The sequence below is a fragment of the Marinobacter sp. F4216 genome (assembly GCF_019931195.1).
Lineage (GTDB): Bacteria > Pseudomonadota > Gammaproteobacteria > Pseudomonadales > Oleiphilaceae > Marinobacter > Marinobacter suaedae.
The window spans coordinates 148,940-168,564 of sequence record NZ_JAIOUO010000002.1 but is presented as its reverse complement, the minus strand read 5'-3'; the positions used below and the strand labels follow the sequence as shown (position 1 = coordinate 168,564).

Below are 19,625 nucleotides of genomic sequence, written 5' to 3'. Positions count from 1 at the left end.
GGTGAGATGAATCATCGGTTGCATAAGTTAGCGACCGCCGGTGCTGACAAGACGATCCAGCCTGAGGCGCTCACGCTCATCGAACAACCGGCGCCCGCCCCAGGATACGGCCATCAGGGTGCCGAAACCGGTACCGACCGTGATGGTCAGCATCACCAGTATCTGGTATTTCACCGCCACCGCCGGTGGGCTTCCCGCCAGAATCTGACCGGTCATCATGCCCGGCAGGCTGACGATGCCGGCGGCCGCCATGGCGTTGATCGCGGGCATCATGCCACTGCGCATGGCGTGACGACGGATGTCCTCCAGCGCTTCGCGCCAGGTTTCACCCAGCATCAGACGGTTCTCAATCACCGCGCGCTGACTCCAGACGGATTCGTTGAGCCGGTCCAGGCTCAGGGCCACGCCGGTCATGGTGTTGCCCAGCATCATACCCAGCAGGGGGATCGCATACTGGGGCGCGTACCAGGGCTCCGGCCCTATGACAACCGTGAGGGTCAGTACGGTAACGGTAAATGAAGAGACGAACATGGCACCGGTGCCAATCCCGAAAGACCAGAAGCCCTTCAGCCGACGCTGCTGGCGAGCCATGACCTCCCGGCCCGCCACCAGCAACATCACCAGTGCCAGCAGGGCAATCCAGTAAAATTCCGATGAGGCGAACAAGGCCTCCAGAACCAGGCCAATGAGCGCCAGCTGAATCACCGTCCGGGTAGCTGCAATCAGCAGACTTTTCGCGATGCCCAGCCGGGTCATAAGACTGACGCCTGCCAGCGCCAGCACCAGGACGGCTACCAGTGCCAGTTTCCACCAGGCCAGATCAATGATTTCCATGGACGGCCTCCAACTGGCTGCCAGCAAGGCGATAATGACGATCGGCTACCCGCTGAATCTGCGCAGAGTCGTGAGCCACCCAGAGCACCACCAGATTTTGCCGCCGGATCTCGGCCTTCAGCCAGGCCTCCACCTGCTCGATCAGGGCTTCATCCAGGTTGGCTGTGGGCTCGTCCAGTAGCAGCACCTTCGGTTGACGGACTAGGGCACGAAACAACGCCAGGCGCTGTTGCTCACCGGAGGATAACCGGCTTACCGGCCACGCCATTACATCCGCGGGGAAACCCAGAGCATCCGGCACCCCCACTGGCGAAGGCTGGAAGTGTTCCCCAACCCGCTCGGACCACCATTGGCTGTCGACCGGAACCATCATAACCTGCTGGCGCCAGAGGTGCCCCGGCACGGAACCTTGCGGGGTATCGTCCAGTTGCACGGCACCCTCGTGGGGATCCAGGTCAGCAATGGCTCGGAGCAGGCGACTTTTGCCACTGCCGGAAGGGCCGGACAGGCAAACGATCTCGCCTCCCTTCAACTCAAGATCAACGCCCTCGAGCGCGCCGACCGAGACCTGTTCCAGCGTGAGTGTGGTCAAGAGGTTCCCCTGAATTTCAGGACAGGTCGTCCTGGCCGAGAAACAGCCGGATTATACGATCCGACAAAAACACATGGGCGAACGCGGGATACGGCAAGTAATGGGACAAGAGGGTCGCGACACCCAGCGTATCCAGGCCCGTATCCGACGACACCCAGGCCCCGAACGCGGCAAACAGTGCCGCGAGAAAACCACCATAGATCCACAGAATCCTGGATCGCTCGGCGGCGGTGAGTTCTCGCTCCAACATCCTCGCCACCGAAAAGCCCATGTATGCTGCAATAAGCACGGCAATGACGACGGACGCCAGCACGCCGGAAAACCCGAGAAGATACCGGCACAAATAATTGGCCAGGAAGAACAGGACCACGCCTGTGATGGCTACCAGTGTTGTTCGTGTTTTTTCCATAGCATCCTGTGTCCTGAGGAGATTGTACTCACCCGAATTTTCTCCGTTTAACCGGCAGTTACCGGCACCTCTGCGGCACAGAATGGCAAAATCGGGCCTAAGCTTCCAGAGCGAATCGCTCCACCACCGTATACACAGAGCCACCCGCACCTTGCGTGCTTTGATACAACACAAATTCCGTCACCGGAAAAATACCAAAGTCAGCGTCCTGGAATTCCGCCAGGAGCGTTTCCACCGATCCACGCTGTTTTTTGAATCGAGCCAGGGTGATATGGGGTCGAAAAGCACGTTTCTCGAACTCAAATCCGAGCGGGCCAAGGTTATCTTTCAACGCGTTTTGCAGATCCATCATTGGCTCTTTCGGGCGGACTCCCGCCCACAGGTTACGGGGTGACGCAGGTTGCCCGAAACAACCGATACCAGACACCGACACATCAAATGCCGACAGGGGCAAGCACCGCGCGGCGGCACATAGTTCGGATACCCGGTCCTCCGCCACCTGCCCCAGAAAGAGGAAGGTCAGATGCAATTGTGCCGGGCTCTGCCAGCGGGCGCCGGCCACGGGTGCCCTGACTTGTAGCAGGCGCTGTTTGACCCAACCCGGTATTTCGATGGAGAAGAACAGTCGTGGCATCGGTATCCCTATGCGTCATTCGTTTCCCGCAGGCCGCCGGGCATCCTAAAGCTTTATACCAGGCCAATCGAAGCGTCCGAAATAAAGCAGCAGGATGGCGGCTGTAAGCCCAAAGCCCCCCTGCTATCATAGCGGCTCAAAGTCACCGGCCGGACCACTCATGACCAACGACACCTCCACACGCCTGAATAAATATATCAGCGAAAGCGGTCTCTGCTCGCGACGCGAGGCCGATCGCTACATCGAACAAGGCAACGTATTCATCAATGGGAAACGTGCGACCGTGGGCGACCAGGTTCGGGCAACCGACACAGTGACGGTGAATGGTCAGGTGATCGAGCCTCGGGGTGAAGAGGATCTGGTGTTTATTGCGGTCAATAAACCGGTGGGCATCGTAAGCACCACGGACGACGCGGAGAAACACAACATTCAGCGGTTCGTTGGCCACAGCGCACGCATTTTCCCCATTGGCCGTCTCGACAAAGACTCCCAGGGTCTGATTTTCATGACCAGCAAAGGCGACCTGGTCAACAAGATCCTGCGGGCCGGCAACAACCATGAGAAGGAATATGTGGTGACCGTGGACAAATCCGTGACCCGGGAATTCGTCCAGGGGATGGCAGGGGGCGTGCCGATCCTGGGCACCGTCACCAAGAAGTGTAAGGTTCAGCAGGAATCACGTTATGTTTTCCGGATTACTCTGGTTCAGGGTTTAAACCGCCAGATACGCCGGATGTGCGAATACTTCGACTACCAGGTCACCAAACTGGAGCGAACCCGCATCATGAATGTAAACCTCGCCAATTTGCCGATTGGCCAGTGGCGGGACCTTACTGCAAAAGAACTGTCGACACTGCTTGAATCCATTAAAGACTCTTCTTCCGAGGCCCCTCCGGGCACCCGAAAACAAACCCGCAAACCCAAACCCGCAGGTTCCCCACCCGGCAAACCCGGCGGTGCCAGAAAACCGGGTGGAAAGACCGGAGCAAAGCCCGCCGGAAAGCCCCAGGGCAAAGCTGGCAATAAACCACCCTCACGCTCCAAACCCAAAAAACAGCGCCAGCGTTCTACCAAGCGCTGACCGGTTCACAGCCAAGAGTGCGCCCCGGAGTTGGCCAGGACAACTCGATCAGAAAGGTTTCCGAAAGTCAGGATTGAGTCTGCGGTCGCCGCAGATCATGGAAATAGTGGCGAGGGATGGCGCAAGCGACCACCGGAAAGCCCGGTAGCCACCCGCGCAAACGAGCGTTAGTCGACGCGAGTCAAAGTCACGTCGATATTGCCTCGAGTGGCGTTGGAGTAAGGGCACACCTTATGGGCCTCGTCGATGACCTTCCGGGCTTCGGCATCGTCCATACCCGGCAGGCTGATTTTCAAATCCACTTCGATACCAAAGCCGGCGGGAATCTGGCCAATGCCAACGGCACCCTCAACGGACAGATCTTCGGGCAGCTTGATGCCGTCACGGCCGGCAACAAACTTCATGGCGCCAATGAAGCACGCCGAATAGCCTGCGGCAAACAGTTGCTCCGGATTCGTACCCTTACCGCCCGCTCCTCCCAGTTCCTTTGGGGTCGTCAGCTCTACATCAAGCACACCGTCAGATGAAATGGCACGCCCATCACGGCCACCTGTGGCCTCGGCATGAGCACGATACAAAACCTGTTCAATCGACATTACGCTCTCCTTTTCACATAAATAATCAAGGCCGGTCGTCCGACCGGGTCTTCACTGTCACCGGATAAATATAGCTGCCAATTAAATTGTGCGCAATTTAGTTTCACAATAACCCCAATAGAGAAGGAGACAGGTGTCAGTTCGAGTTCAGTATCACCAACGCCAGAACCGCCAGCGCAAACAGGAACCATTGGGCAAAAAAGTCTGCCCGGCTCTCCCCCCTTCCCTTCGAGACCACGGCCTTTGGCTCGCCGGATTCATACTCCCGCACCAGTTCCCGGGCATGGAACAAGTCCTCGTCCTCCACATGAACGTTCGTGAATCCTGCTGCGCCAATCTCGCCCATGGCCCCCTGAAGATAGTGGCCGCCTACATAAGCCTCAACCCCGTGTGCACCCAGAAAGCCGGCCACAATGTGCGCTTCGGTAATATCCCGGGCCCGATAGGCTATTTGCATGCGGAGGCTCCTTCTGTGATCTTTAGAGGCACAAACCACGTGCTCCAGCGACTATGCTATTGAGCATAGTTCGCCCGACTTCACGGGGCCAACCCGATGAGGACCGCCCATGCTCTGGTTCTTTCTTGTACTGCTAGTGATCCTGGTCGCTGCCACCTACTTTCTGTTCCGGGTCGAGGACCTGTCTCACCTGGACATTCAGCACCAGCCGTTTCGCGGCGGCCCGCCCAGCGAGGAACACCGGTATGTGATTGGTCGCATCCGTGAGCTTGGGCAAAGCTCCCGCGGACTTCGGGGCAAGGCAAGGCTGTATGCCCTGCGCCAGCACATGGATACCCTCAGCGAAGGCCTGTCCTTGGAATCGGAGTTCCGCCCGGTCACCCACCCCCGAGGTGAGTGGGTCATAGCCCCCGGCGTGGATACGCGCCGGCGCGTTCTTTACATCCATGGCGGTGCCTGGGCGGCTGGCAGCCCGAAGAGCCACCGGGCCATTACCGACCGTTTTTCCCGTATCGCCAATGCGGCGGTCTTTGCGGTCGATTACCGCCTGATGCCGGAACACCGATACATGGACGGAGTGCGGGATTGCCGGAAAGCCTATCGATGGATTCTGGAGCATGGCCCAGATGGCGAGGAGCCCGTGTCCTGCCTGATCATTGCCGGCGACTCGGCGGGGGGCAGCCATACCTTGGGCCTGCTGGGCTGGATCAAGCATAAGGGTCTCCGGCAGGCAGATGCAGCCATTGCGATTTGCCCATCCACCGATCTGACGCTCACCGCTCCCAGCAACCGGGCCAACATCCAAACTGACCCGCTGCTGGGGCCGGCGTTCGGCGGGCTCTCGAAAGTACCGTTACCCGTGATCTGGTGGGTAACGCTGGCCGCGTTCCGGGTATCCCCCCTGAGCCCGATTGCATCGCCCCTCAGGGGCGACCTGCACGACCTGCCCCCCATTCTGATTCATGCCAGCGATTCGGAAATGCTGCTGGACAATGCCCGACGCTACGCCGCCAAGGCACAGTCCGAGGGCTCACCGGTTACCCTGCATACCTGGTCTGGCATGGTGCATGTCTGGCATATCTTTGTCCCGAACCTGCCCGAAGCCGAGGAGGCCTTCGAGGATATTCAGGCCTTCCTGCAAGAGGTCGAATCCGGACAGCCGGTACAAGAAGTGCGCCTGGCTCAGAGTTGAACCTTGCCGCGTAGGGCCTTGGTTTTGCCCTTGCGGGTTTTCTCGTCAACGCGTTTGCGCCTGGCGGATTTGGAGGGTTTGGTGGGGCGACGCGCCTTCTCGATTTTGACCGCCTCAAGAATCAACGCCTTAAGGCGCCGCAGGGCATCGTCCCGGTTTTTCTCCAGGGTACGGAAGGTTTGCGCTTTAATGATGATGACGCCTTCCTTGCTGATGCGCTGATCGCTCAGTGCCATCAGACGCTCTTTGTAAAACGGAGGCAGCGTGGAGTGCAGCACATCGAATCGCAGATGCACGGCGGAGGCAACTTTATTGACGTTCTGGCCGCCGGCGCCCTGGGCTCGGATCTGGGTAAACTGCAATTCCCAGTCCTGAATAGCGACATTGTTGGATAGTTTCAGCATCCGGCAAGGGTACCAGAACCTGACCTGCAACGCCCTGAAATCAAGGAAGAACCCTATGTGCGGACGATTCACCTTCTACACACCACCGGAAACCCTGATCGCCCGTTTTTTTCCGGATGGATTGGACATCGACACCCACGTCGAGGCCAGCTACAACATACCGCCTGGCACTGCCATTCCCATGATCCGGATGAGCATGAATGGCCAGCCGATTCTGGTGAAATCCCTCTGGGGCTTTCGCCCGGCCTGGGCCACCGACAAAGCGCCCGCACCGATCAACGCCCGGGCCGAAACGGTGGCGACGTCCCGTTATTTTCAGGAAGCCTTTGCCCATCACCGCTGCCTCATTCCCGCCAACGGGTGGTACGAGTGGCTGCAAACCGGACACGGTAAAGAACCCCACTACGTCACGCCGGTGGATCCCGACCAGACCCCGGCCATCTTCTTTGCCGGAATCTGGACGCCACGGGAAGGCGATGAGACCTCCACCTGCGCCATCATCACCGAACCCGCCTGCGACACCCTCAAACACATTCACGACCGCCAGCCCGTGGTGCTGGATCCGGACTGCCTGACTGGCTGGCTCGATTCATCAACAACCTCACGGGGCGCGATCCGCGCCACCACCCATCGGCTGCCCATGGAGCAACTGCGGGAGTACCGGGTGTCCGACGCGGTTAATAGCCCCAGGCACGACTCCGACGACCTGATCAAACCCCGCGGCGAACAGGCATCCTGATTCGGCAGGTACTTCTCGCCCCCCGCCGTTGCTTTTCGAATCTCCTCGATTCGCTCGTCGGTCAGCGAACTACAATCCGCTTACCGCCAGCTGAATCGCGATGACTGCCATCATCACCCCGATTACACCGTCAATGACACGCCAGGCCATGGGGCGGGAGAGAACGGGAGCCAGTGCCGAGCCACCCCAGGCCAGGGCACCGAACCACAGAATGGAAGCACTGCTGGCACCGGCAACGAAGGTGGCCGGGTTCTCCTGCTGCGCGCCGATAGCCGGGATCAGCAGCAAGGTGTCGAGATAAACCTGCGGGTTGAGCAGGGTGACCGCCAGGGTGGTGAACAGCACCCCTTTCAGGCTTCTCCGGGTGATTTCACCGGATTCCAGTGCCGCCCTCCCGCGACTGGCACGAACCAGAGCCTGGATAGCCAGCCAGGCCAGGAATGCAACGCCCAGCCAGCGCATGATTTCCAGGGCGTCGGGCATGGCCATCAGCGCTGCACTCACGCCAAACATCCCCAGTGAAAACAAGGCAATGTCGGACACCATACACAGGCCTGCTGACCACCAGTGATGCTCCCGGCGGATTGCCTGGCCAAGGATATACGCATTCTGGGCGCCAATGGCCACGATGATGCCGCCGCATACCAGCAAACCTGTCAGATAACTTTCGAGCACAACCTACCTCCCAATGTGAGGGGCAAGAATACCGCCCTTCAGATATACTTAAAATTCATAATCATTACGCTATATAAGATTTACTTATGATTGACTACAAACTGCTGGAAGCCCTGGCAACGGTGGTCGAATGCGAGGGCTTCGAGCGGGCCGGAGCGGTGCTGGGGATCAGCCAGTCGGCGGTTTCCCAACGCATCAAAACCCTGGAAGTCCGGCTGGGGCAACCGGTACTGGTGAGAAGCCCTGCCCTGAAGGCAACTCCGGCCGGCCAGAGGTTGCTGAACCATGTCCAGCAGGTTCAGTTGCTGGAACGGGATCTGGCGACATCCCTGCCTGCAATCTCGGAGCCCTCGACGCGGCTGCGCATTGCCCTGAACGCGGACAGCCTTGCGACCTGGTGGGCGGACGCCATTGGTGACTTTTGCTGTCAGGAAGATTTGCTGCTCGACCTGGTTATTGAAGATCAGGACGTGGGCCTGCGCAGGATGCGGGAAGGCGACGTGGCGGCCTGCCTGTGCAGCGCGCAGCAGCCGGTAGCCGGCGCCCGAAGCGTCTATCTTGGCAGCATGACCTACCGGCCACTGGCCACACCGGATTTCATCCAGCGCCACTTCCCGGATGGTTTCAGTCCAGAGGCACTGGCAAACGCCCCGATGATTGTCTTCGGCCCCAACGATCAACTGCAGAACCGGTTCCTCGCTCAGTGCGGTTTTCAGGGAAGCGCTCCCCATCACTTGTGCCCGTCTTCCGAAGGCTTTGTGAAACTGGCACTGGCCGGCATGGGTTATGGCATGATTCCGGAAATACAGGCGCAACAGGAACTTGAAGCAGGTACACTGGTAAGCATTGCACCGGACCAGAGCCTTCGGGTAGACCTGTACTGGCACTTCTGGCGCCACAGTGGCGGCGTGATGGACCGCCTTACCCGGACACTGACCAACACCCACAGCCTTAACCGATAAGGAGCCAAGGAATGCTGACACTCATCGCCGGTCTGATCCTGTTTTTCGGGGTCCACTCGCTGTCGATCATCAACGAACCCCAGCGGGATCGCTGGTGCGCCAAGCTGGGCGAAAACGCCTTCAAGGGCATCTTTTCCCTGCTGTCCCTCGCAGGCCTGGTCCTGATCGTCATGGGTTACAGCGCAGCCCGCATGGAACCGACCCTGCTCTACACGCCGCCTACCGGGCTCAGGCACCTGTCGATGCTGCTGCTGGTTCCGGTCTTTCCGCTGCTGGTAGCCACCTACCTGCCCGGTCGCATCAAGGCAGCGGTGAAACATCCGATGCTGGTGGCAGTCAAACTGTGGGCTTTGGCGCACCTGCTGGCCAACGGGATGCTCCATGACGTGTTGCTGTTCGGCTCCTTCCTGGCCTGGGCGGTGGTCGATCGCATTTCCATGAAGCGCCGCACCCAACGGACTGTGACCAAAGCGACCGCCAGCAACAAGAACGACATCATTGCGGTCGTTGTCGGCCTGGCACTGTATGTGGTTACCGTGCTCTGGGCGCACCAGTGGCTGATTGGCGTTGCACCGGTCGGCTAAACCTATGGAACATCTGGTCGCGGTTTACGGAACCCTCAAGCGGGGCTTTTTTAACAGTCATCTGCTTGAGGACTCGGCTTTTATCGGGGAGGACACGCTACGGGCGCTGACGCTTTTTGACCTCGGCGCCTTCCCCGGAGCGCTCCTCCACCCCTCCGCGGGTGTCCTGGTCGAAGTCTTTTCGATCAACGAACACACCCTGCGCCAACTGGACATCCTTGAGGCCTTCGTACCGGAAGCCCCGGAATCCAGCCTTTATCTTCGTCAGAAACTTCCCACCCGGCATGGCCTTGCGTGGACCTACATCTACAACGGCAAGGTGGAACCCCATCAGATCATCGCCTCGGGCATCTGGTAATCCTGCACGGGCAGGCAGGTTAGCGGGAAAAGTGTTTCGGCTCCAGGCCAAACCAGTGGGGAAAGCGCAGCAGGCAGAACAGCGCGATCATGTCGTACACCGCGTGCCACACCATCACCAGCGAGAGGCTGCCAGACACGGCATAGACGGCTCCCAGCAGAAGCCCCAGACCGGTGGCCACCAGGAAATAGGTAAAGGAAATGTAGTGGGCCAGCCCGAACAGCAGCGACGCCAGGACAATGGCGGGATAAAAACCAATCAGCCCAACCAGCCCGCCCTGAATCGCACCACGAAACAGGAGTTCCTCACCTACCCCCGCCAGCACAGACAAACCGATGAGTACCGGCACCCCGAGCCCCAGCGCAAAGTCGCGCAGGTTGCGCATTTGCTGTTCAAGGTCATCCGGGAACAGGCTCGGAATTCGGGTCAGAAGTATCAGGACCAGATAGGTCCCGAGCGCCCCCAGACATCCCAACAAGGTACTGGCCTGCCAGGACAGGCCGTCATTCTGGATCGGGATATCCAGGAGCAGGATTGCCAGCAGTCCCGCCACGCCGATACCGCCCTGAAACAGCAGGGCGGCCCCGGGTGATATTCCGCGACGCGTGTTTCCGGCCAACGATCAGGACTCGAACAGCCCTTTCACCGGAAACAGGTCTTCGTACTCCGGCTGCTGCTTCTGGGCCTTGGCCTGGAAGGTTTTCATCATGTCGCCCGGGCGGAACATACCGGCCTGCCAGGTGGCCATGTAGCGCAGGCTGTCTTCCACCGAATGATCCCGGGTGAAATTGATCATGTCCTTGCAGCCAGTTACCGCCAGTGGCGAATTCGCGGCAATCTGGCTGGCAATGCCCATCACTGCATCGAGCAAAGCTTCCGGTGAAGGATAAACCGCATTCACAAAGCCAAGGTTCCGGGCTTCCTGTGCGGAGAATTTGCGACCGGTGTAGGCCAGCTCACGCACTACGCCTTCGGGCATCAATTTCGGCAAACGCTGCAGTGTACCCACATCTGCCGTCATCCCCAGCTCGGTTTCCTTGATGGTAAAGAAGGCATCCTCGGTGCAGTAACGGCTATCAGCCGCACACACCAGGTCCAGCGCACCGCCGATACATCCGCCGTGAATGGCCGCCAGCACCGGCAGTCGGACCTTCTCCAGGGAAGTCACCGTGTCCTGAATCTGCAACACTACGCGGCGCAGGTTCTCGGCCATGCGGCCGGGGTCACCAGTCATGGGGATGGACTTGGTGTCACTGAATACGCCCAGATCCATGCCGGCGGAGAAATGCTTGCCTGTGCTGGAAATGACGATCACCCGGGCGTTGGTATTGACTTCAATATCTCGCATGCACCGGGGCAATTCGTTCCAGAATGCCTTGTTCATGGTGTTCAGTTTTTCCGGGCGGCTGAACTGAACGTGGGCAATGTAGTCTTTCACTTCAACGTTGAAGCTTTCGTAAGAAGCAAGTTCAGACAAAACAGAACTCCTTGTCGATGTTGGGGTTCGCGCCAGGACAACCCGGCCTTTGGGCAATACCGCATAATGTCCCAGCCGATAGGGTGGTAACAACCCGGGCGAGGCAATTTTTGCCGTTGGATCAGCGCGGTGTGCCCACACACTCCGTCGGGATGTCCTCTGCCAGAGCACGGGTGGCGGGCCCGCGCTGCCCATGCTGGCCAACTCGGTGGCCCTGCTGTTGTCAGGGGCCGGACGCCTTTCGGCGAACCGGGCCCTGGCACGACTTGCCGATTAACCGGGTGCGAACCATGCTAGGGATACATTCGGGAGTTCCCCAGCCATGGCACAGCGCATAAAAGCAAGAACCGGAGAAGTGGGCGGCATTCCTGTCGCCCGCAGCCTTCCTACCGCAGGCCGCCGTCAAATCGGCGCCTGGTGTTTTCTCGACCACATTGGACCAGTGACCTTCGGCGAGGCGGACACCGGTCTGCGTGTGGCACCCCATCCCCACATCGGCCTGCAAACCTTCACCTGGATGATTGACGGCGAACTGCTGCACCGGGACAGCCTAGGCACCACCCAGCCCATCCGCCCCGGGGAGGTCAACCTGATGACCGCCGGGCACGGCGTCAGCCACACGGAAGAAACCATCTTCGGCGACCGCACGCTGCACGCTGCGCAACTCTGGATTGCCCTGCCCGAAGCCGACCGCAACATCCTACCGAGCTTTGACCATTACGATACCCTGCCTTGCTGGCAGGATCAGGGCGCCAGCTGGACACTTCTGACGGGCGAATACGGCAGCCGACGGGCCGATACCCTTCAATATTCGCCCCTGATTGGTCTGGATATCGAATGCACGCAGCCGCAAGACATTTTGCTGACTCTGGAGCCCGGCTTCGAATACGGCATCCTGCCGCTTACCGGTGCCTGCATCATTGGCGAGGAGCGCTTTGATACCGACGAGCTGGCGTACCTGGGGGATGACTTTAAGCAACTCACTATCCATTGCGAGCCGAGCACCCGTCTGCTGCTGATTGGCGGCCTGCCCCTGCGCAGGGACGTTGTGATGTGGTGGAATTACGTGGGTTACGAAAGGGAGGAAATCGTCGAGGCAGAAACCGACTGGGCGAACCACAGTGCGCGCTTTGGCGAGATTCCGGCGTGGCCGGGCGAGCGCACCGAAGGCCCGCCCTCGCCCTGGCGGCGTTAGACTTCGCCGGGTACTTCTTCGTCCACCAACCGGGCGCGAAGCCTCGGCAGGTACTCCGGATAGTGCTCCTGAACGAAGGTGACCATCCCCTCCCGGATGGCGCAGCGCAGATCCCAAGCCTGGTTGGAGTTTGGCGCACTCATCAAAAAGCGCACCTCCATGGTCCGTTCATCCGAATCCGTCACCTGCACCGTTTCTACCCTGCCATCCCACTCTGGCGCCTGCCGCAGTAATCGACCGAACTCCTCCCGCAGCGCTGCTACGGGCATGTGGTAGTCCACCCGGATAAACACCGTGCCCAGCAACTCGGCGGAATTTCGGGACCAGTTCTGGAACGGGTTTTCGATAAACCACTGGAGCGGAACGACCAGTCGTCGCAGGTCCCACACCCGCAGCACCACATAGGTCGCCGTGACTTCCTCAACCCAGCACCACTCCCCTTGCACATACAGCACATCGTCAATGCGGAAGGGTTGCGTCAGGGCGATCTGCATGCCCGCCAGCAAGTTGCCCAGTACCGGCCGGGCCGCAAAGCCCAGGATGATGCCACCGACACCGGCCGATGCCAGCAGGCTGCCGCCCACATGCCGCACCGGCTCGAACGTCATCAGGGCCGCCCCCATCCCGATAATGACAATCAGGATGTTAAGCGCACGCACCAGAAAGCGAGTCTGGGTTTCCACCTTTCTGGCCCGTTTCCATTCCCCTTCGAGAACAGGATTGAGCATGACGATGACGTCACCAATGGCAGACGTACAACGCACCAGCGCCCAGGTAACGGCAAGAATCAGCAAGAGCGTCGAGAGATGCTGAATCTCCGACAACCAGATGAGTTCGGGTGGGGACGCGCCCAGAACCAGATTGAGCACCAGCAGGCACACGACCACGCTGAGAGCCCGGGACGACGCATCCAGAAACAGCCTGGGAACGGTTTTTCGATGGGTAAGCTTGTGAACGATCGCCAGTGCGAGATGAAAGGCCGCATACGTGATAATGACTGAAAACAGCGCTGTCAGTGCGGGGTAGAGCCATGCGGTCGCGCCCGCCTGAAAGTAATCCACCATACTCGGTATCCGTTTGCCTGCTTTGTCTTGAAGATAGCAGCAAGGAAAACTTGTGGGCATTCTTGCCGTGGGTTGATTACGGTCAACCCCTTAATTTTTGGCAGAGTTCACAATCCACTGCCATGCTTAGAACAAACGGTGAGTAAATTTAAACCCAACCGGGATTACGCGGGGGAGACCATGTACAGCAAGATTCTGGTACCAGTGGATCTGGAACACCTGGATAAACTATCCAAAGCTCTGAACACGGCCATCGATATCGCCAAGCACTACAATGCGGCGATCTGCTATCTCGCCATCACCAATACCACGCCCTCGGCCGCAGCGCACAATCCCGAGGAACTGACGAAAAAAATGGCAGAGTTCGCCGAAGAACAGGGCAAGGCTCACGGCATTCATGCCAGCAGCAGGGTGGTCACAACACCGGACACCGCAGTGGAGCTGGACAAGAAACTGCATCAGGCGGTCGAGGAAACCGGCGTCGACCTGGTGGTGATGGCCTCCCACCCACCGGGCCCCGGCGATCGTCTGCATGTGCTGCACTCGAACGCCGCCAACCTGATCAAACACACTGACATCTCGGTGTTTGTCGTTCGCTAACAGACCGAGACATCAGCGTTCAGTGACGAAAGCCCTGGTATCGGCTTACCAGGGCAGCTCCTCCCCGTTGCTGTGCCAGAACGAGCCGGAGTTCTCCGGGTTCAGCTGATTGATCCGCTCCACCAGCCCAAGAGCCGACTCCGCCGGCGTAATCAGCCCGCCGAAGTTGACCATACGAGTCTTCACATAGCCCGGGTGCAGCTGCGCCACCGCAATGCCCTTCGGTTGCAGGTCTACCGCCAGGGACTTTCCGAACGCATTCAGGGCCGCCTTGGACGCCCGATAACCGTAGCGACCACCCGAGTCATTATCGGCAATGGAGCCCATGCGGCTGGTGATGTTGGCGATCTTGCCGCCAGAAGGAATCCGGGACACCAGTGCCTCGACCACTCGCAACGGCGCGTAGGCGTTGATTTCCATCTGGGTTCGAATGGAGTCGAAATCGATCGACCCCAGCTGATCATCCTGCAACAGGCCCGCGTTATTGATCAGCAAATCAATCTGCTCATCCCCGAGCGCCGACGTCAGTTTTTCGATGCCCGCATCGGTAGTGACATCCACGCCATCAATTACCTGCTCAGCCACTTCCGACAACTCATCCGACGACGAACGACACACGCCGATCACCCTGCAGCCCTCGCCTGCATACCGACGGGCCAGTTCCAGACCAATGCCTCGATTGGCGCCCGTAATAACGACTGTTTTCTTATCAGACATAACTACCTCCCTAACTCTTACCGTGGCCGGACCAGAAACCAGCTGGCCAGCACCAGGGTCCCGAACAACGTATAGGCCAGCATAAACACCCATTCCGGCGCGTTGTAGTAAAGAATGGCATGCAGCCAGTGCTGGATAAAGGAACCCTCGTAGGTGCCAGTTCCTGCCCTGTCACGCAGTGCCATTTCCCAGGTGGTCAGCGGGCAGATAACCCCCAGCCATGACTGCAGCACGACAATAGCAATGGCCACCAGATGACCGATCCGGAACCAGCGGTTCCGAACCCAATGCCAGTTCAGCGCACCTCCCACCAGAATCGCAACGAGCCCCAACACCACGAACGCGACAAAAAGCACATGAAGCACCAGCAGTCCGTCCGCCAGCACCAGATAAAACCTGTCAGACACCATGTCAGCCATACCTGCGCCGGGTCAATAAGGATCGTTTTGATTCCGGATTAACCAGTTTCCCGGCATTCAGAAGTGTAGTTGAGCCATCACAGGGTCGAATGAGGGGTGGGCGCGGCGCGCTAAAGAAACAAAGTGTGTCAGCGGCGGGAAATCTCGGCCTCAAGGGAGCGGGCCAGTTGTTCCATGCGCTCCAGACTGATGTCGGCTTTCTCGATAAAGTCCGGTTCGAGTTGCGAAGCATCGGCCCAGTAGCGACCAGAGATATCGCACCGCTTGGCCAGTTTGATCAGGCCAAGATCGCGCAGTTCGAACCCGAGGCGGGTCCATTGTTCCGACAGTTTGGCTTCGGTGTCGTGGGAGGGTTTGCCGGTCTCGCGTACCTGGCGGAGGTAGGAGGCGGTACTCCGTGATGCCACGATCACGGACCTCACAGCCTCCACCGACTGCTGCTTGCGCTGCTCCCCGGCCCGGTTGAGATTCGCCAGCCACTGGCGGAGATGCTTGATCAGTTCCCAGAGACTGCTCCCGGTTAACGGCTCCATCCAAACTCCCTTTGATTCACTGATGCGCCCAACCGGCAGTGTACATCGAACCGGCAGAAAATGACGTTGTATGAAAAACCGGGCCTGAGGTGACTTTTTTCGAGCTCAGAGTGCCCTTTCCACCGCCTTGGCGGAATGAATTTTTGCCGTATCGTAGAGCCGAATGTTGGTATCTTCCGGCTTAACAAGCAAACCGATTTCCGTGCACCCGAGAATGACGGCTTCCGCGCCTGCCTCGACCAGATCTCCCATGATCCTCAGGTATTCACGGCGGGATTCATCCCGAATCTTGCCCTGGCAAAGTTCCTGGTAAATGATGTCGTGGACGCGCTGCCGATCCGCCGGCTGCGGGGTGAGTACCTCAAGACCGAACTTTTTGGAGAGGCGCCCCTTGTAAAACGACTGTTCCATGGTGAAGGCCGTTCCCAGCAATCCGACACGTTGGACACCATCGGCCAAAAGTACCTCCGCAGTAGCATCGGCGATGTGCAACAAAGGTATACCCACGGACTGTTCGACGTCCTCGTAGACCCGGTGCATGGTGTTGGTGCCGATCAGGATAAAGTCCGCGCCACCCTGCTCCAAAGTCGCGGCAGCCTGACTGAGCTCTTTGGCAATACCTTCCCAGTCGCCTTTGCTCTGCATGGCTTCCAGCGGCGCGAAGTCCAGGCTCTGCAGGAGGATGTTCGCCGAATGAAGACCACCCAGAGCAGCCTTTACTCCCTCATTGAGTTCTCGATAGTAGCTGGCCGTGCTCTCCCAGCTCATGCCACCGATCAGCCCGATGATTTTCATAAAGCCTCCTGTCTCCGGTTACCAGGCTAAGATCGCAAGACCGAAAAAGAAAGGCAACGGCCCCTTCCCACCGGCTGAAATCGGAGCTCCTGCCCGATCTTCCTCCCTGCGCTTTCGTTCGGAACTATACTGCCCTGCGATGCATCTACAACCTCATCGGTCTCCAGTACGTGGTCGGAGCCTCTTCAGCCATTCTCCCCCATCCTTCGAGGCACCCATGGATCTTCAATTAGGCGATAAGCTTGTCTTCATCAGTGGTTCAACCAAAGGCATTGGCAGGGCCATTGCCGAGACCATGCTGGCCGAAGGCGCACATGTCATCATCAACGGCCGGCACGACCTGACCGACCTGGTTAAAGAACTTTCAGCGAAAGGCCAGGTGAGCGGCGTCAGCGGGAATCTGTCCGATCCCGGGCAGTCGGAGCGGATCTGTGCGGAAATCGATGCCATTGGCGATCTCGACATCCTCATCAATAACGTCGGGATTTTCAGCCCAACCCCCTTCGCCGACATTGACGACCGGGCCTGGCAACAGTTTTTCGACGCCAACGTGATGACCACCGTCCGGCTGTGCCGGCACTATTTTCCTGCCATGCTGAACCGTAGCTTCGGGCGCATCATCAACATCGCCAGCGAAGCCGGGGCACGGGGGCTCGAGAGCATGATTCATTACTCCATGACCAAAGGCGCACAATTGGTTATCGGGCGTGGCCTGGCCAATCTCACCAAGGGCTCTGGCAACAACGTGACCGTGAACTCCGTACTGCCGGGTCCGACGCTGACCGACGGCGTGGAGAACTGGCTTAAGGAAAGTGCCGCGGGCCAGAACAAATCCGAAGCGGAATTTGTCGCCGAGTTCTTCAGTGAGACCGAGCCCGATTCGCTGCTGCAACGGTTCATCAAACCGCAGGAAATCGCCGATGTGGTGGCCTTCATCGCCTCGCCGCTGAGTGCGGCCGTGAATGGCTCAAGCATTCGGGCTGAAGGTGGACTGGTGAAAACGATTCTCTGAGGCCGAACCGGTGAGGCTCCTGACTGGGCGGCCTCAAGCGATTTCAGACGACAGCCAGGACACAAACGTCCTCACTTTTTCTGTCCGGAATTTCGCCTCCGGGGCGACGAGGTAATAGTGATATTCGGCGGGCATGGAGAAATCGACAGGACGAATCAAAAGTCCGGACTCGAGCATATCCGCCACCAGACTGAGACGGATCAGCGACAAGCCTCGACCAGCGAGAACGGCTTCCACCTGCGTCGAGGCTTCATTCACAGAAAGCCGTACCAAAGTGTCCGGAATCTCGACGCCAAATGCTTCCTGAAACTTGATCCAGGAGCCCTGCATGTCGATCGAATCATCCACCAACCACGGCATAGCCGCGAGCTCGGACTTGTCGGGTGTTCGGTCTCCGATCAGCGATTGGTGACACACAACCACGAGGGTTTCTTCCATGAAAAACCGCGCTTCCAGCCCGGGGTAGTTACCCTTGCCAAAACGAATCGCCAGATCGACACCATCACCCTGAAAGTCGACCAGACTGAAGCCGGGCATGACACTGAGCTTCAAGTGAGGGTACTTTTCCTGGAACCGGCTGATTCTCGGCATCAGCCACCGGCTGGCAAACGACGGCAGGGTCGATACTTTCAAATTCGCAGGATCTGAATTCGGCGCGAATATCGCAATGCCCCGCTCTATCTCCTGAAACCCCGTTTCAATAAACCCGGACAGTCGACTTCCCTCGGGTGTCAGTTTCACCTCTCGCGTCAGTCTTACGAACAGCTTGAACCCCAGGAACTCCTCCAGCCCACGAATGTGTGAACTCACCGCCGCATTGGAAATATTCAATGCCTCTGCGGCCGCTTTAAAGCTCAGATCCCTGGCCGCGTAGCGAAATGCCTGAAGTGCCCTGAGAGGTGGAAGCGCCTGCATACAGAAAACCCATGGTTAAGTTCAGGTGAATTATCCCAAAACACAACCCGTTTGTTGAGATAAACCGGGAAAGAAATAATAAACCTCACCTTCACAGCCGGGGAGAAAAAACGATGTCAACCTTATGCACTTCCGTCCCATCATCCGATTACGGACACCGTCAAACACACGGAAGAGAGAGCCTGATTCGCCGAGTCGCCCGCTGGCATATGAATTGGCGAACTCGCACTCAACTGGCCCGCCTCCCGGACCATATGCTGAAGGACATCGGCGTATCCAGAGCCGATGCCGAACGAGAGGCCCAAAAGCCCTTCTGGAAGGAGTGAAGACGCGGCAATGCGTGAACGATCACCCCCAATGGGAAGGGGCTGGATGCCCCCTGTGGTTAAAGCCCCAACGCTCCACGCCGCAACCAGCCGTGCACAAAAGCCAGTTTCTGACGTGCACGATTCGAAAGCACGAAGGGATAGAGATCCGACAACCCCATGGAGCGATTCACGTGATTCACCCCCACGGTAAGCGAGGCCGCCGTGTGGATCAGGCGTTCTGAATCAGGCTCCGAATACGGGTCCCACCCGGAGCCTGGTATCTCTTTGGATGACAACCCCGTGGCCACGAAGCTGTCAGCAATGTCGGTCAGATGCAGCAGATGCGCCGCGGTTTCCGCCCAGTCCTCGTGCGGGTGTGCCGTGGCGTAACTGGTCAGATAATACTGTTTCCAGTCCGCCGGTGGGCCGTTTTGGTAATGGGCACTTAACGATGCCTGATAATCAATGCGTTCATCACCAAACTGCTCACGAAAGGCATCTAGAAAGTCCTGCCGGAGGCTCAGTCGCCACCAGAGCATGTGGGCAATCTCATGACGCATATGGCCAATCATGGTGCGATAAGGTTCCTGAAGCGCTTCACGGCGGGTTGCCAGCAGAACCGGATCGACTTCGGCCACACTGATGGTAACGACGCCTTGCACGTGCCCCATCGAAACCGGAGTAGGACCTTCGGCAAGCATGTGGAACAGAGGCCGGGTTCCGGGATCTTCCGGTCGAAACCAGTGCCAGCGCCCAAGGTTATCGAGAACCCAGCGTTTGGCCGCTTCTGTCTGTGCCCAGTTCGGTATGGCGTTGTCGATGGATGGGTCCGGTGCCAGGCCAGTCATGGCACAGGATCGACAAAACGCACCCGCTTTCGGGGCTATCCAGTTACAACCAATTTTTTCCCGGTTGGCACAAAACGGCGGCGTCGGAACAAAGGCTCTCGCCTGTGGATCGTAAGCCACCTGCGTGCCATCCGCTGTGGCCAGGTTGTCGAACCAAAGCGAACCGGCACCTACCGGATTGGCAAAAACGCGCATCGGGGAAACTCCAAGGAGGTCGGGCTATGG

27 protein-coding genes are annotated in these 19,625 nt (G+C 58.7%); 10 read left to right on the top strand and 17 right to left on the bottom strand.

All coding sequences use genetic code 11. From position 1 onward, the window contains the following. Nucleotides 1-27: 27 nt before the first annotated feature. The 4 genes from K8I84_RS01330 to thpR all read right to left on the bottom strand — a co-directional run bounded on the left by K8I84_RS01330 (nt 28) and on the right by thpR (nt 2,469). Nucleotides 28-834, bottom strand: coding sequence for an ABC transporter permease (locus K8I84_RS01330; protein WP_223792923.1), 807 nt, complete (start codon nt 832-834; stop codon nt 28-30). Further along, entirely contained in the window at nt 821-1,426 is a 606-nt protein-coding gene (locus K8I84_RS01325) for an ATP-binding cassette domain-containing protein (RefSeq protein WP_223792922.1), read from the bottom strand. Before K8I84_RS01325 ends, K8I84_RS01330 begins: the two co-directional genes overlap by 14 nt. Before the next feature lie 16 nt (nt 1,427-1,442). Beyond that, on the bottom strand, nt 1,443-1,835 hold the full coding sequence (locus K8I84_RS01320; protein WP_223792921.1) for a hypothetical protein: 393 nt from the start codon (nt 1,833-1,835) through the stop codon (nt 1,443-1,445). A gap of 97 nt (nt 1,836-1,932) precedes the next feature. Further along, a complete protein-coding gene (thpR, locus tag K8I84_RS01315; protein ID WP_223792920.1) occupies nt 1,933-2,469 on the bottom strand; it encodes an RNA 2',3'-cyclic phosphodiesterase in 537 nt (178 codons plus the stop codon). Between the two features lie 160 nt (nt 2,470-2,629). Here thpR and rluF point away from each other — a divergent pair, with 160 nt between their 5' ends. Then, a complete protein-coding gene (gene rluF, locus K8I84_RS01310; RefSeq protein WP_223792919.1) occupies nt 2,630-3,550 on the top strand; it encodes a 23S rRNA pseudouridine(2604) synthase RluF in 921 nt (306 codons plus the stop codon). A 167-nt stretch (nt 3,551-3,717) separates the two neighbouring features. On the opposite strand, the gene K8I84_RS01305 is transcribed toward rluF, so the two are convergent. Together K8I84_RS01305 and K8I84_RS01300 are read right to left on the bottom strand one after the other, a co-directional pair. Next, nucleotides 3,718-4,146 (bottom strand): organic hydroperoxide resistance protein, encoded by a 429-nt coding sequence (locus K8I84_RS01305; protein ID WP_223792918.1) that lies wholly within the window; start codon nt 4,144-4,146, stop codon nt 3,718-3,720. Nucleotides 4,147-4,282: 136 nt separating this feature from the next. Beyond that, complete coding sequence (locus tag K8I84_RS01300; RefSeq protein ID WP_223792917.1) at nt 4,283-4,603, bottom strand: DUF2007 domain-containing protein; 321 nt, start codon at nt 4,601-4,603, stop codon at nt 4,283-4,285. 109 nt (nt 4,604-4,712) lie between these two features. Between K8I84_RS01300 and K8I84_RS01295 the strand changes: the two genes are divergently transcribed. Further along, nucleotides 4,713-5,795 (top strand): alpha/beta hydrolase, encoded by a 1,083-nt coding sequence (locus K8I84_RS01295; protein ID WP_223792916.1) that lies wholly within the window; start codon nt 4,713-4,715, stop codon nt 5,793-5,795. Here K8I84_RS01295 and arfB read toward each other — a convergent pair. Beyond that, nucleotides 5,786-6,199, bottom strand: coding sequence for an alternative ribosome rescue aminoacyl-tRNA hydrolase ArfB (gene arfB / locus K8I84_RS01290; RefSeq protein ID WP_223792915.1), 414 nt, complete (start codon nt 6,197-6,199; stop codon nt 5,786-5,788). The two genes, K8I84_RS01295 and arfB, sit on opposite strands and share 10 nt — an antisense overlap. Before the next feature lie 55 nt (nt 6,200-6,254). On the opposite strand from arfB, the gene K8I84_RS01285 reads away from it, so the two are divergent. Next, the gene (locus K8I84_RS01285; RefSeq protein ID WP_223792914.1) at nt 6,255-6,938 is read left to right on the top strand and encodes an SOS response-associated peptidase; all 684 of its coding nucleotides are present in this window, start codon (nt 6,255-6,257) and stop codon (nt 6,936-6,938) included. A 69-nt stretch (nt 6,939-7,007) separates the two neighbouring features. On the opposite strand, the gene K8I84_RS01280 is transcribed toward K8I84_RS01285, so the two are convergent. Continuing rightward, nucleotides 7,008-7,613, bottom strand: coding sequence for a LysE/ArgO family amino acid transporter (locus K8I84_RS01280; protein ID WP_223792913.1), 606 nt, complete (start codon nt 7,611-7,613; stop codon nt 7,008-7,010). Nucleotides 7,614-7,699: 86 nt separating this feature from the next. On the opposite strand from K8I84_RS01280, the gene K8I84_RS01275 reads away from it, so the two are divergent. From K8I84_RS01275 to K8I84_RS01265, 3 genes are read left to right on the top strand one after another with little or no spacing between them, the layout of a single operon-like run. Then, the gene (locus K8I84_RS01275) at nt 7,700-8,575 is read left to right on the top strand and encodes a LysR family transcriptional regulator ArgP (RefSeq protein WP_223792912.1); all 876 of its coding nucleotides are present in this window, start codon (nt 7,700-7,702) and stop codon (nt 8,573-8,575) included. An 11-nt stretch (nt 8,576-8,586) separates the two neighbouring features. Next, complete coding sequence (locus tag K8I84_RS01270) at nt 8,587-9,159, top strand: NnrU family protein (protein ID WP_223792911.1); 573 nt, start codon at nt 8,587-8,589, stop codon at nt 9,157-9,159. Nucleotides 9,160-9,163: 4 nt separating this feature from the next. Next, nucleotides 9,164-9,517: a gamma-glutamylcyclotransferase gene (locus K8I84_RS01265; protein WP_223792910.1), complete on the top strand. Its 354-nt coding sequence runs from the start codon at nt 9,164-9,166 to the stop codon at nt 9,515-9,517. A 19-nt stretch (nt 9,518-9,536) separates the two neighbouring features. Here the strand turns inward: K8I84_RS01265 and K8I84_RS01260 are convergent, their stop codons facing one another. Both K8I84_RS01260 and K8I84_RS01255 read right to left on the bottom strand, forming a co-directional pair. Then, a complete protein-coding gene (locus K8I84_RS01260) occupies nt 9,537-10,136 on the bottom strand; it encodes a CPBP family intramembrane glutamic endopeptidase (protein ID WP_223792909.1) in 600 nt (199 codons plus the stop codon). 3 nt (nt 10,137-10,139) lie between these two features. Continuing rightward, entirely contained in the window at nt 10,140-10,994 is an 855-nt protein-coding gene (locus K8I84_RS01255; RefSeq protein WP_223792908.1) for a crotonase/enoyl-CoA hydratase family protein, read from the bottom strand. Between the two features lie 322 nt (nt 10,995-11,316). On the opposite strand from K8I84_RS01255, the gene K8I84_RS01250 reads away from it, so the two are divergent. Then, the gene (locus tag K8I84_RS01250) at nt 11,317-12,189 is read left to right on the top strand and encodes a pirin family protein (protein WP_223792907.1); all 873 of its coding nucleotides are present in this window, start codon (nt 11,317-11,319) and stop codon (nt 12,187-12,189) included. Here K8I84_RS01250 and K8I84_RS01245 read toward each other — a convergent pair. Then, entirely contained in the window at nt 12,186-13,253 is a 1,068-nt protein-coding gene (locus K8I84_RS01245; RefSeq protein WP_223792906.1) for a mechanosensitive ion channel family protein, read from the bottom strand. The genes K8I84_RS01250 and K8I84_RS01245 overlap by 4 nt on opposite strands. A 138-nt stretch (nt 13,254-13,391) precedes the next feature. On the opposite strand from K8I84_RS01245, the gene K8I84_RS01240 reads away from it, so the two are divergent. Beyond that, nucleotides 13,392-13,853, top strand: coding sequence for a universal stress protein (locus K8I84_RS01240; protein WP_223792905.1), 462 nt, complete (start codon nt 13,392-13,394; stop codon nt 13,851-13,853). Nucleotides 13,854-13,898: 45 nt separating this feature from the next. On the opposite strand, the gene K8I84_RS01235 is transcribed toward K8I84_RS01240, so the two are convergent. The 4 genes from K8I84_RS01235 to K8I84_RS01220 form a co-directional block, all read right to left on the bottom strand. Continuing rightward, entirely contained in the window at nt 13,899-14,570 is a 672-nt protein-coding gene (locus K8I84_RS01235) for an SDR family oxidoreductase (RefSeq protein WP_223792904.1), read from the bottom strand. A gap of 17 nt (nt 14,571-14,587) precedes the next feature. After that, entirely contained in the window at nt 14,588-14,980 is a 393-nt protein-coding gene (locus tag K8I84_RS01230; protein ID WP_223792903.1) for a DUF2784 domain-containing protein, read from the bottom strand. Nucleotides 14,981-15,117: 137 nt separating this feature from the next. Continuing rightward, entirely contained in the window at nt 15,118-15,522 is a 405-nt protein-coding gene (locus tag K8I84_RS01225; protein ID WP_223792902.1) for a hypothetical protein, read from the bottom strand. Between the two features lie 105 nt (nt 15,523-15,627). Further along, nucleotides 15,628-16,317, bottom strand: coding sequence for an aspartate/glutamate racemase family protein (locus K8I84_RS01220; RefSeq protein ID WP_223792901.1), 690 nt, complete (start codon nt 16,315-16,317; stop codon nt 15,628-15,630). 217 nt (nt 16,318-16,534) lie between these two features. Here K8I84_RS01220 and K8I84_RS01215 point away from each other — a divergent pair, with 217 nt between their 5' ends. After that, entirely contained in the window at nt 16,535-17,329 is a 795-nt protein-coding gene (locus tag K8I84_RS01215) for an SDR family NAD(P)-dependent oxidoreductase (RefSeq protein ID WP_223792900.1), read from the top strand. Nucleotides 17,330-17,362: 33 nt separating this feature from the next. On the opposite strand, the gene K8I84_RS01210 is transcribed toward K8I84_RS01215, so the two are convergent. After that, entirely contained in the window at nt 17,363-18,244 is an 882-nt protein-coding gene (locus K8I84_RS01210) for a LysR substrate-binding domain-containing protein (protein WP_223792899.1), read from the bottom strand. Between the two features lie 113 nt (nt 18,245-18,357). On the opposite strand from K8I84_RS01210, the gene K8I84_RS01205 reads away from it, so the two are divergent. Beyond that, nucleotides 18,358-18,570 carry a DUF1127 domain-containing protein gene (locus K8I84_RS01205; RefSeq protein WP_223792898.1) on the top strand — a complete coding sequence of 71 codons (213 nt, stop codon included), beginning with the start codon at nt 18,358-18,360 and terminating at the stop codon, nt 18,568-18,570. A 59-nt stretch (nt 18,571-18,629) separates the two neighbouring features. Here K8I84_RS01205 and K8I84_RS01200 read toward each other — a convergent pair whose 3' ends face one another. Next, the gene (locus K8I84_RS01200) at nt 18,630-19,595 is read right to left on the bottom strand and encodes a putative zinc-binding metallopeptidase (protein WP_223792897.1); all 966 of its coding nucleotides are present in this window, start codon (nt 19,593-19,595) and stop codon (nt 18,630-18,632) included. Nucleotides 19,596-19,625 lie beyond the last annotated feature (30 nt).

Bases quoted from the DNA above. Each gene is read 5' to 3' on its own strand.
- K8I84_RS01275 (WP_223792912.1), top strand. From the start codon at position 7,700: ATGATTGACTACAAACTGCTGGAAGCCCTGGCAACGGTGGTCGAATGC.
- K8I84_RS01250 (WP_223792907.1), top strand. From the start codon at position 11,317: ATGGCACAGCGCATAAAAGCAAGAACCGGAGAAGTGGGCGGCATTCCT.
- K8I84_RS01235 (WP_223792904.1), bottom strand. From the start codon at position 14,570: ATGTCTGATAAGAAAACAGTCGTTATTACGGGCGCCAATCGAGGCATT.
- K8I84_RS01300 (WP_223792917.1), bottom strand. From the start codon at position 4,603: ATGCAAATAGCCTATCGGGCCCGGGATATTACCGAAGCGCACATTGTG.
- K8I84_RS01270 (WP_223792911.1), top strand. From the start codon at position 8,587: ATGCTGACACTCATCGCCGGTCTGATCCTGTTTTTCGGGGTCCACTCG.
- K8I84_RS01305 (WP_223792918.1), bottom strand. From the start codon at position 4,146: ATGTCGATTGAACAGGTTTTGTATCGTGCTCATGCCGAGGCCACAGGT.
- K8I84_RS01220 (WP_223792901.1), bottom strand. From the start codon at position 16,317: ATGAAAATCATCGGGCTGATCGGTGGCATGAGCTGGGAGAGCACGGCC.
- K8I84_RS01205 (WP_223792898.1), top strand. From the start codon at position 18,358: ATGTCAACCTTATGCACTTCCGTCCCATCATCCGATTACGGACACCGT.
- K8I84_RS01245 (WP_223792906.1), bottom strand. From the start codon at position 13,253: ATGGTGGATTACTTTCAGGCGGGCGCGACCGCATGGCTCTACCCCGCA.
- K8I84_RS01320 (WP_223792921.1), bottom strand. From the start codon at position 1,835: ATGGAAAAAACACGAACAACACTGGTAGCCATCACAGGCGTGGTCCTG.
- K8I84_RS01210 (WP_223792899.1), bottom strand. From the start codon at position 18,244: ATGCAGGCGCTTCCACCTCTCAGGGCACTTCAGGCATTTCGCTACGCG.
- thpR (WP_223792920.1), bottom strand. From the start codon at position 2,469: ATGCCACGACTGTTCTTCTCCATCGAAATACCGGGTTGGGTCAAACAG.
- K8I84_RS01285 (WP_223792914.1), top strand. From the start codon at position 6,255: ATGTGCGGACGATTCACCTTCTACACACCACCGGAAACCCTGATCGCC.
- rluF (WP_223792919.1), top strand. From the start codon at position 2,630: ATGACCAACGACACCTCCACACGCCTGAATAAATATATCAGCGAAAGC.
- K8I84_RS01215 (WP_223792900.1), top strand. From the start codon at position 16,535: ATGGATCTTCAATTAGGCGATAAGCTTGTCTTCATCAGTGGTTCAACC.
- K8I84_RS01295 (WP_223792916.1), top strand. From the start codon at position 4,713: ATGCTCTGGTTCTTTCTTGTACTGCTAGTGATCCTGGTCGCTGCCACC.
- K8I84_RS01225 (WP_223792902.1), bottom strand. From the start codon at position 15,522: ATGGAGCCGTTAACCGGGAGCAGTCTCTGGGAACTGATCAAGCATCTC.
- K8I84_RS01230 (WP_223792903.1), bottom strand. From the start codon at position 14,980: ATGGTGTCTGACAGGTTTTATCTGGTGCTGGCGGACGGACTGCTGGTG.
- K8I84_RS01200 (WP_223792897.1), bottom strand. From the start codon at position 19,595: ATGCGCGTTTTTGCCAATCCGGTAGGTGCCGGTTCGCTTTGGTTCGAC.
- K8I84_RS01265 (WP_223792910.1), top strand. From the start codon at position 9,164: ATGGAACATCTGGTCGCGGTTTACGGAACCCTCAAGCGGGGCTTTTTT.
- arfB (WP_223792915.1), bottom strand. From the start codon at position 6,199: ATGCTGAAACTATCCAACAATGTCGCTATTCAGGACTGGGAATTGCAG.
- K8I84_RS01330 (WP_223792923.1), bottom strand. From the start codon at position 834: ATGGAAATCATTGATCTGGCCTGGTGGAAACTGGCACTGGTAGCCGTC.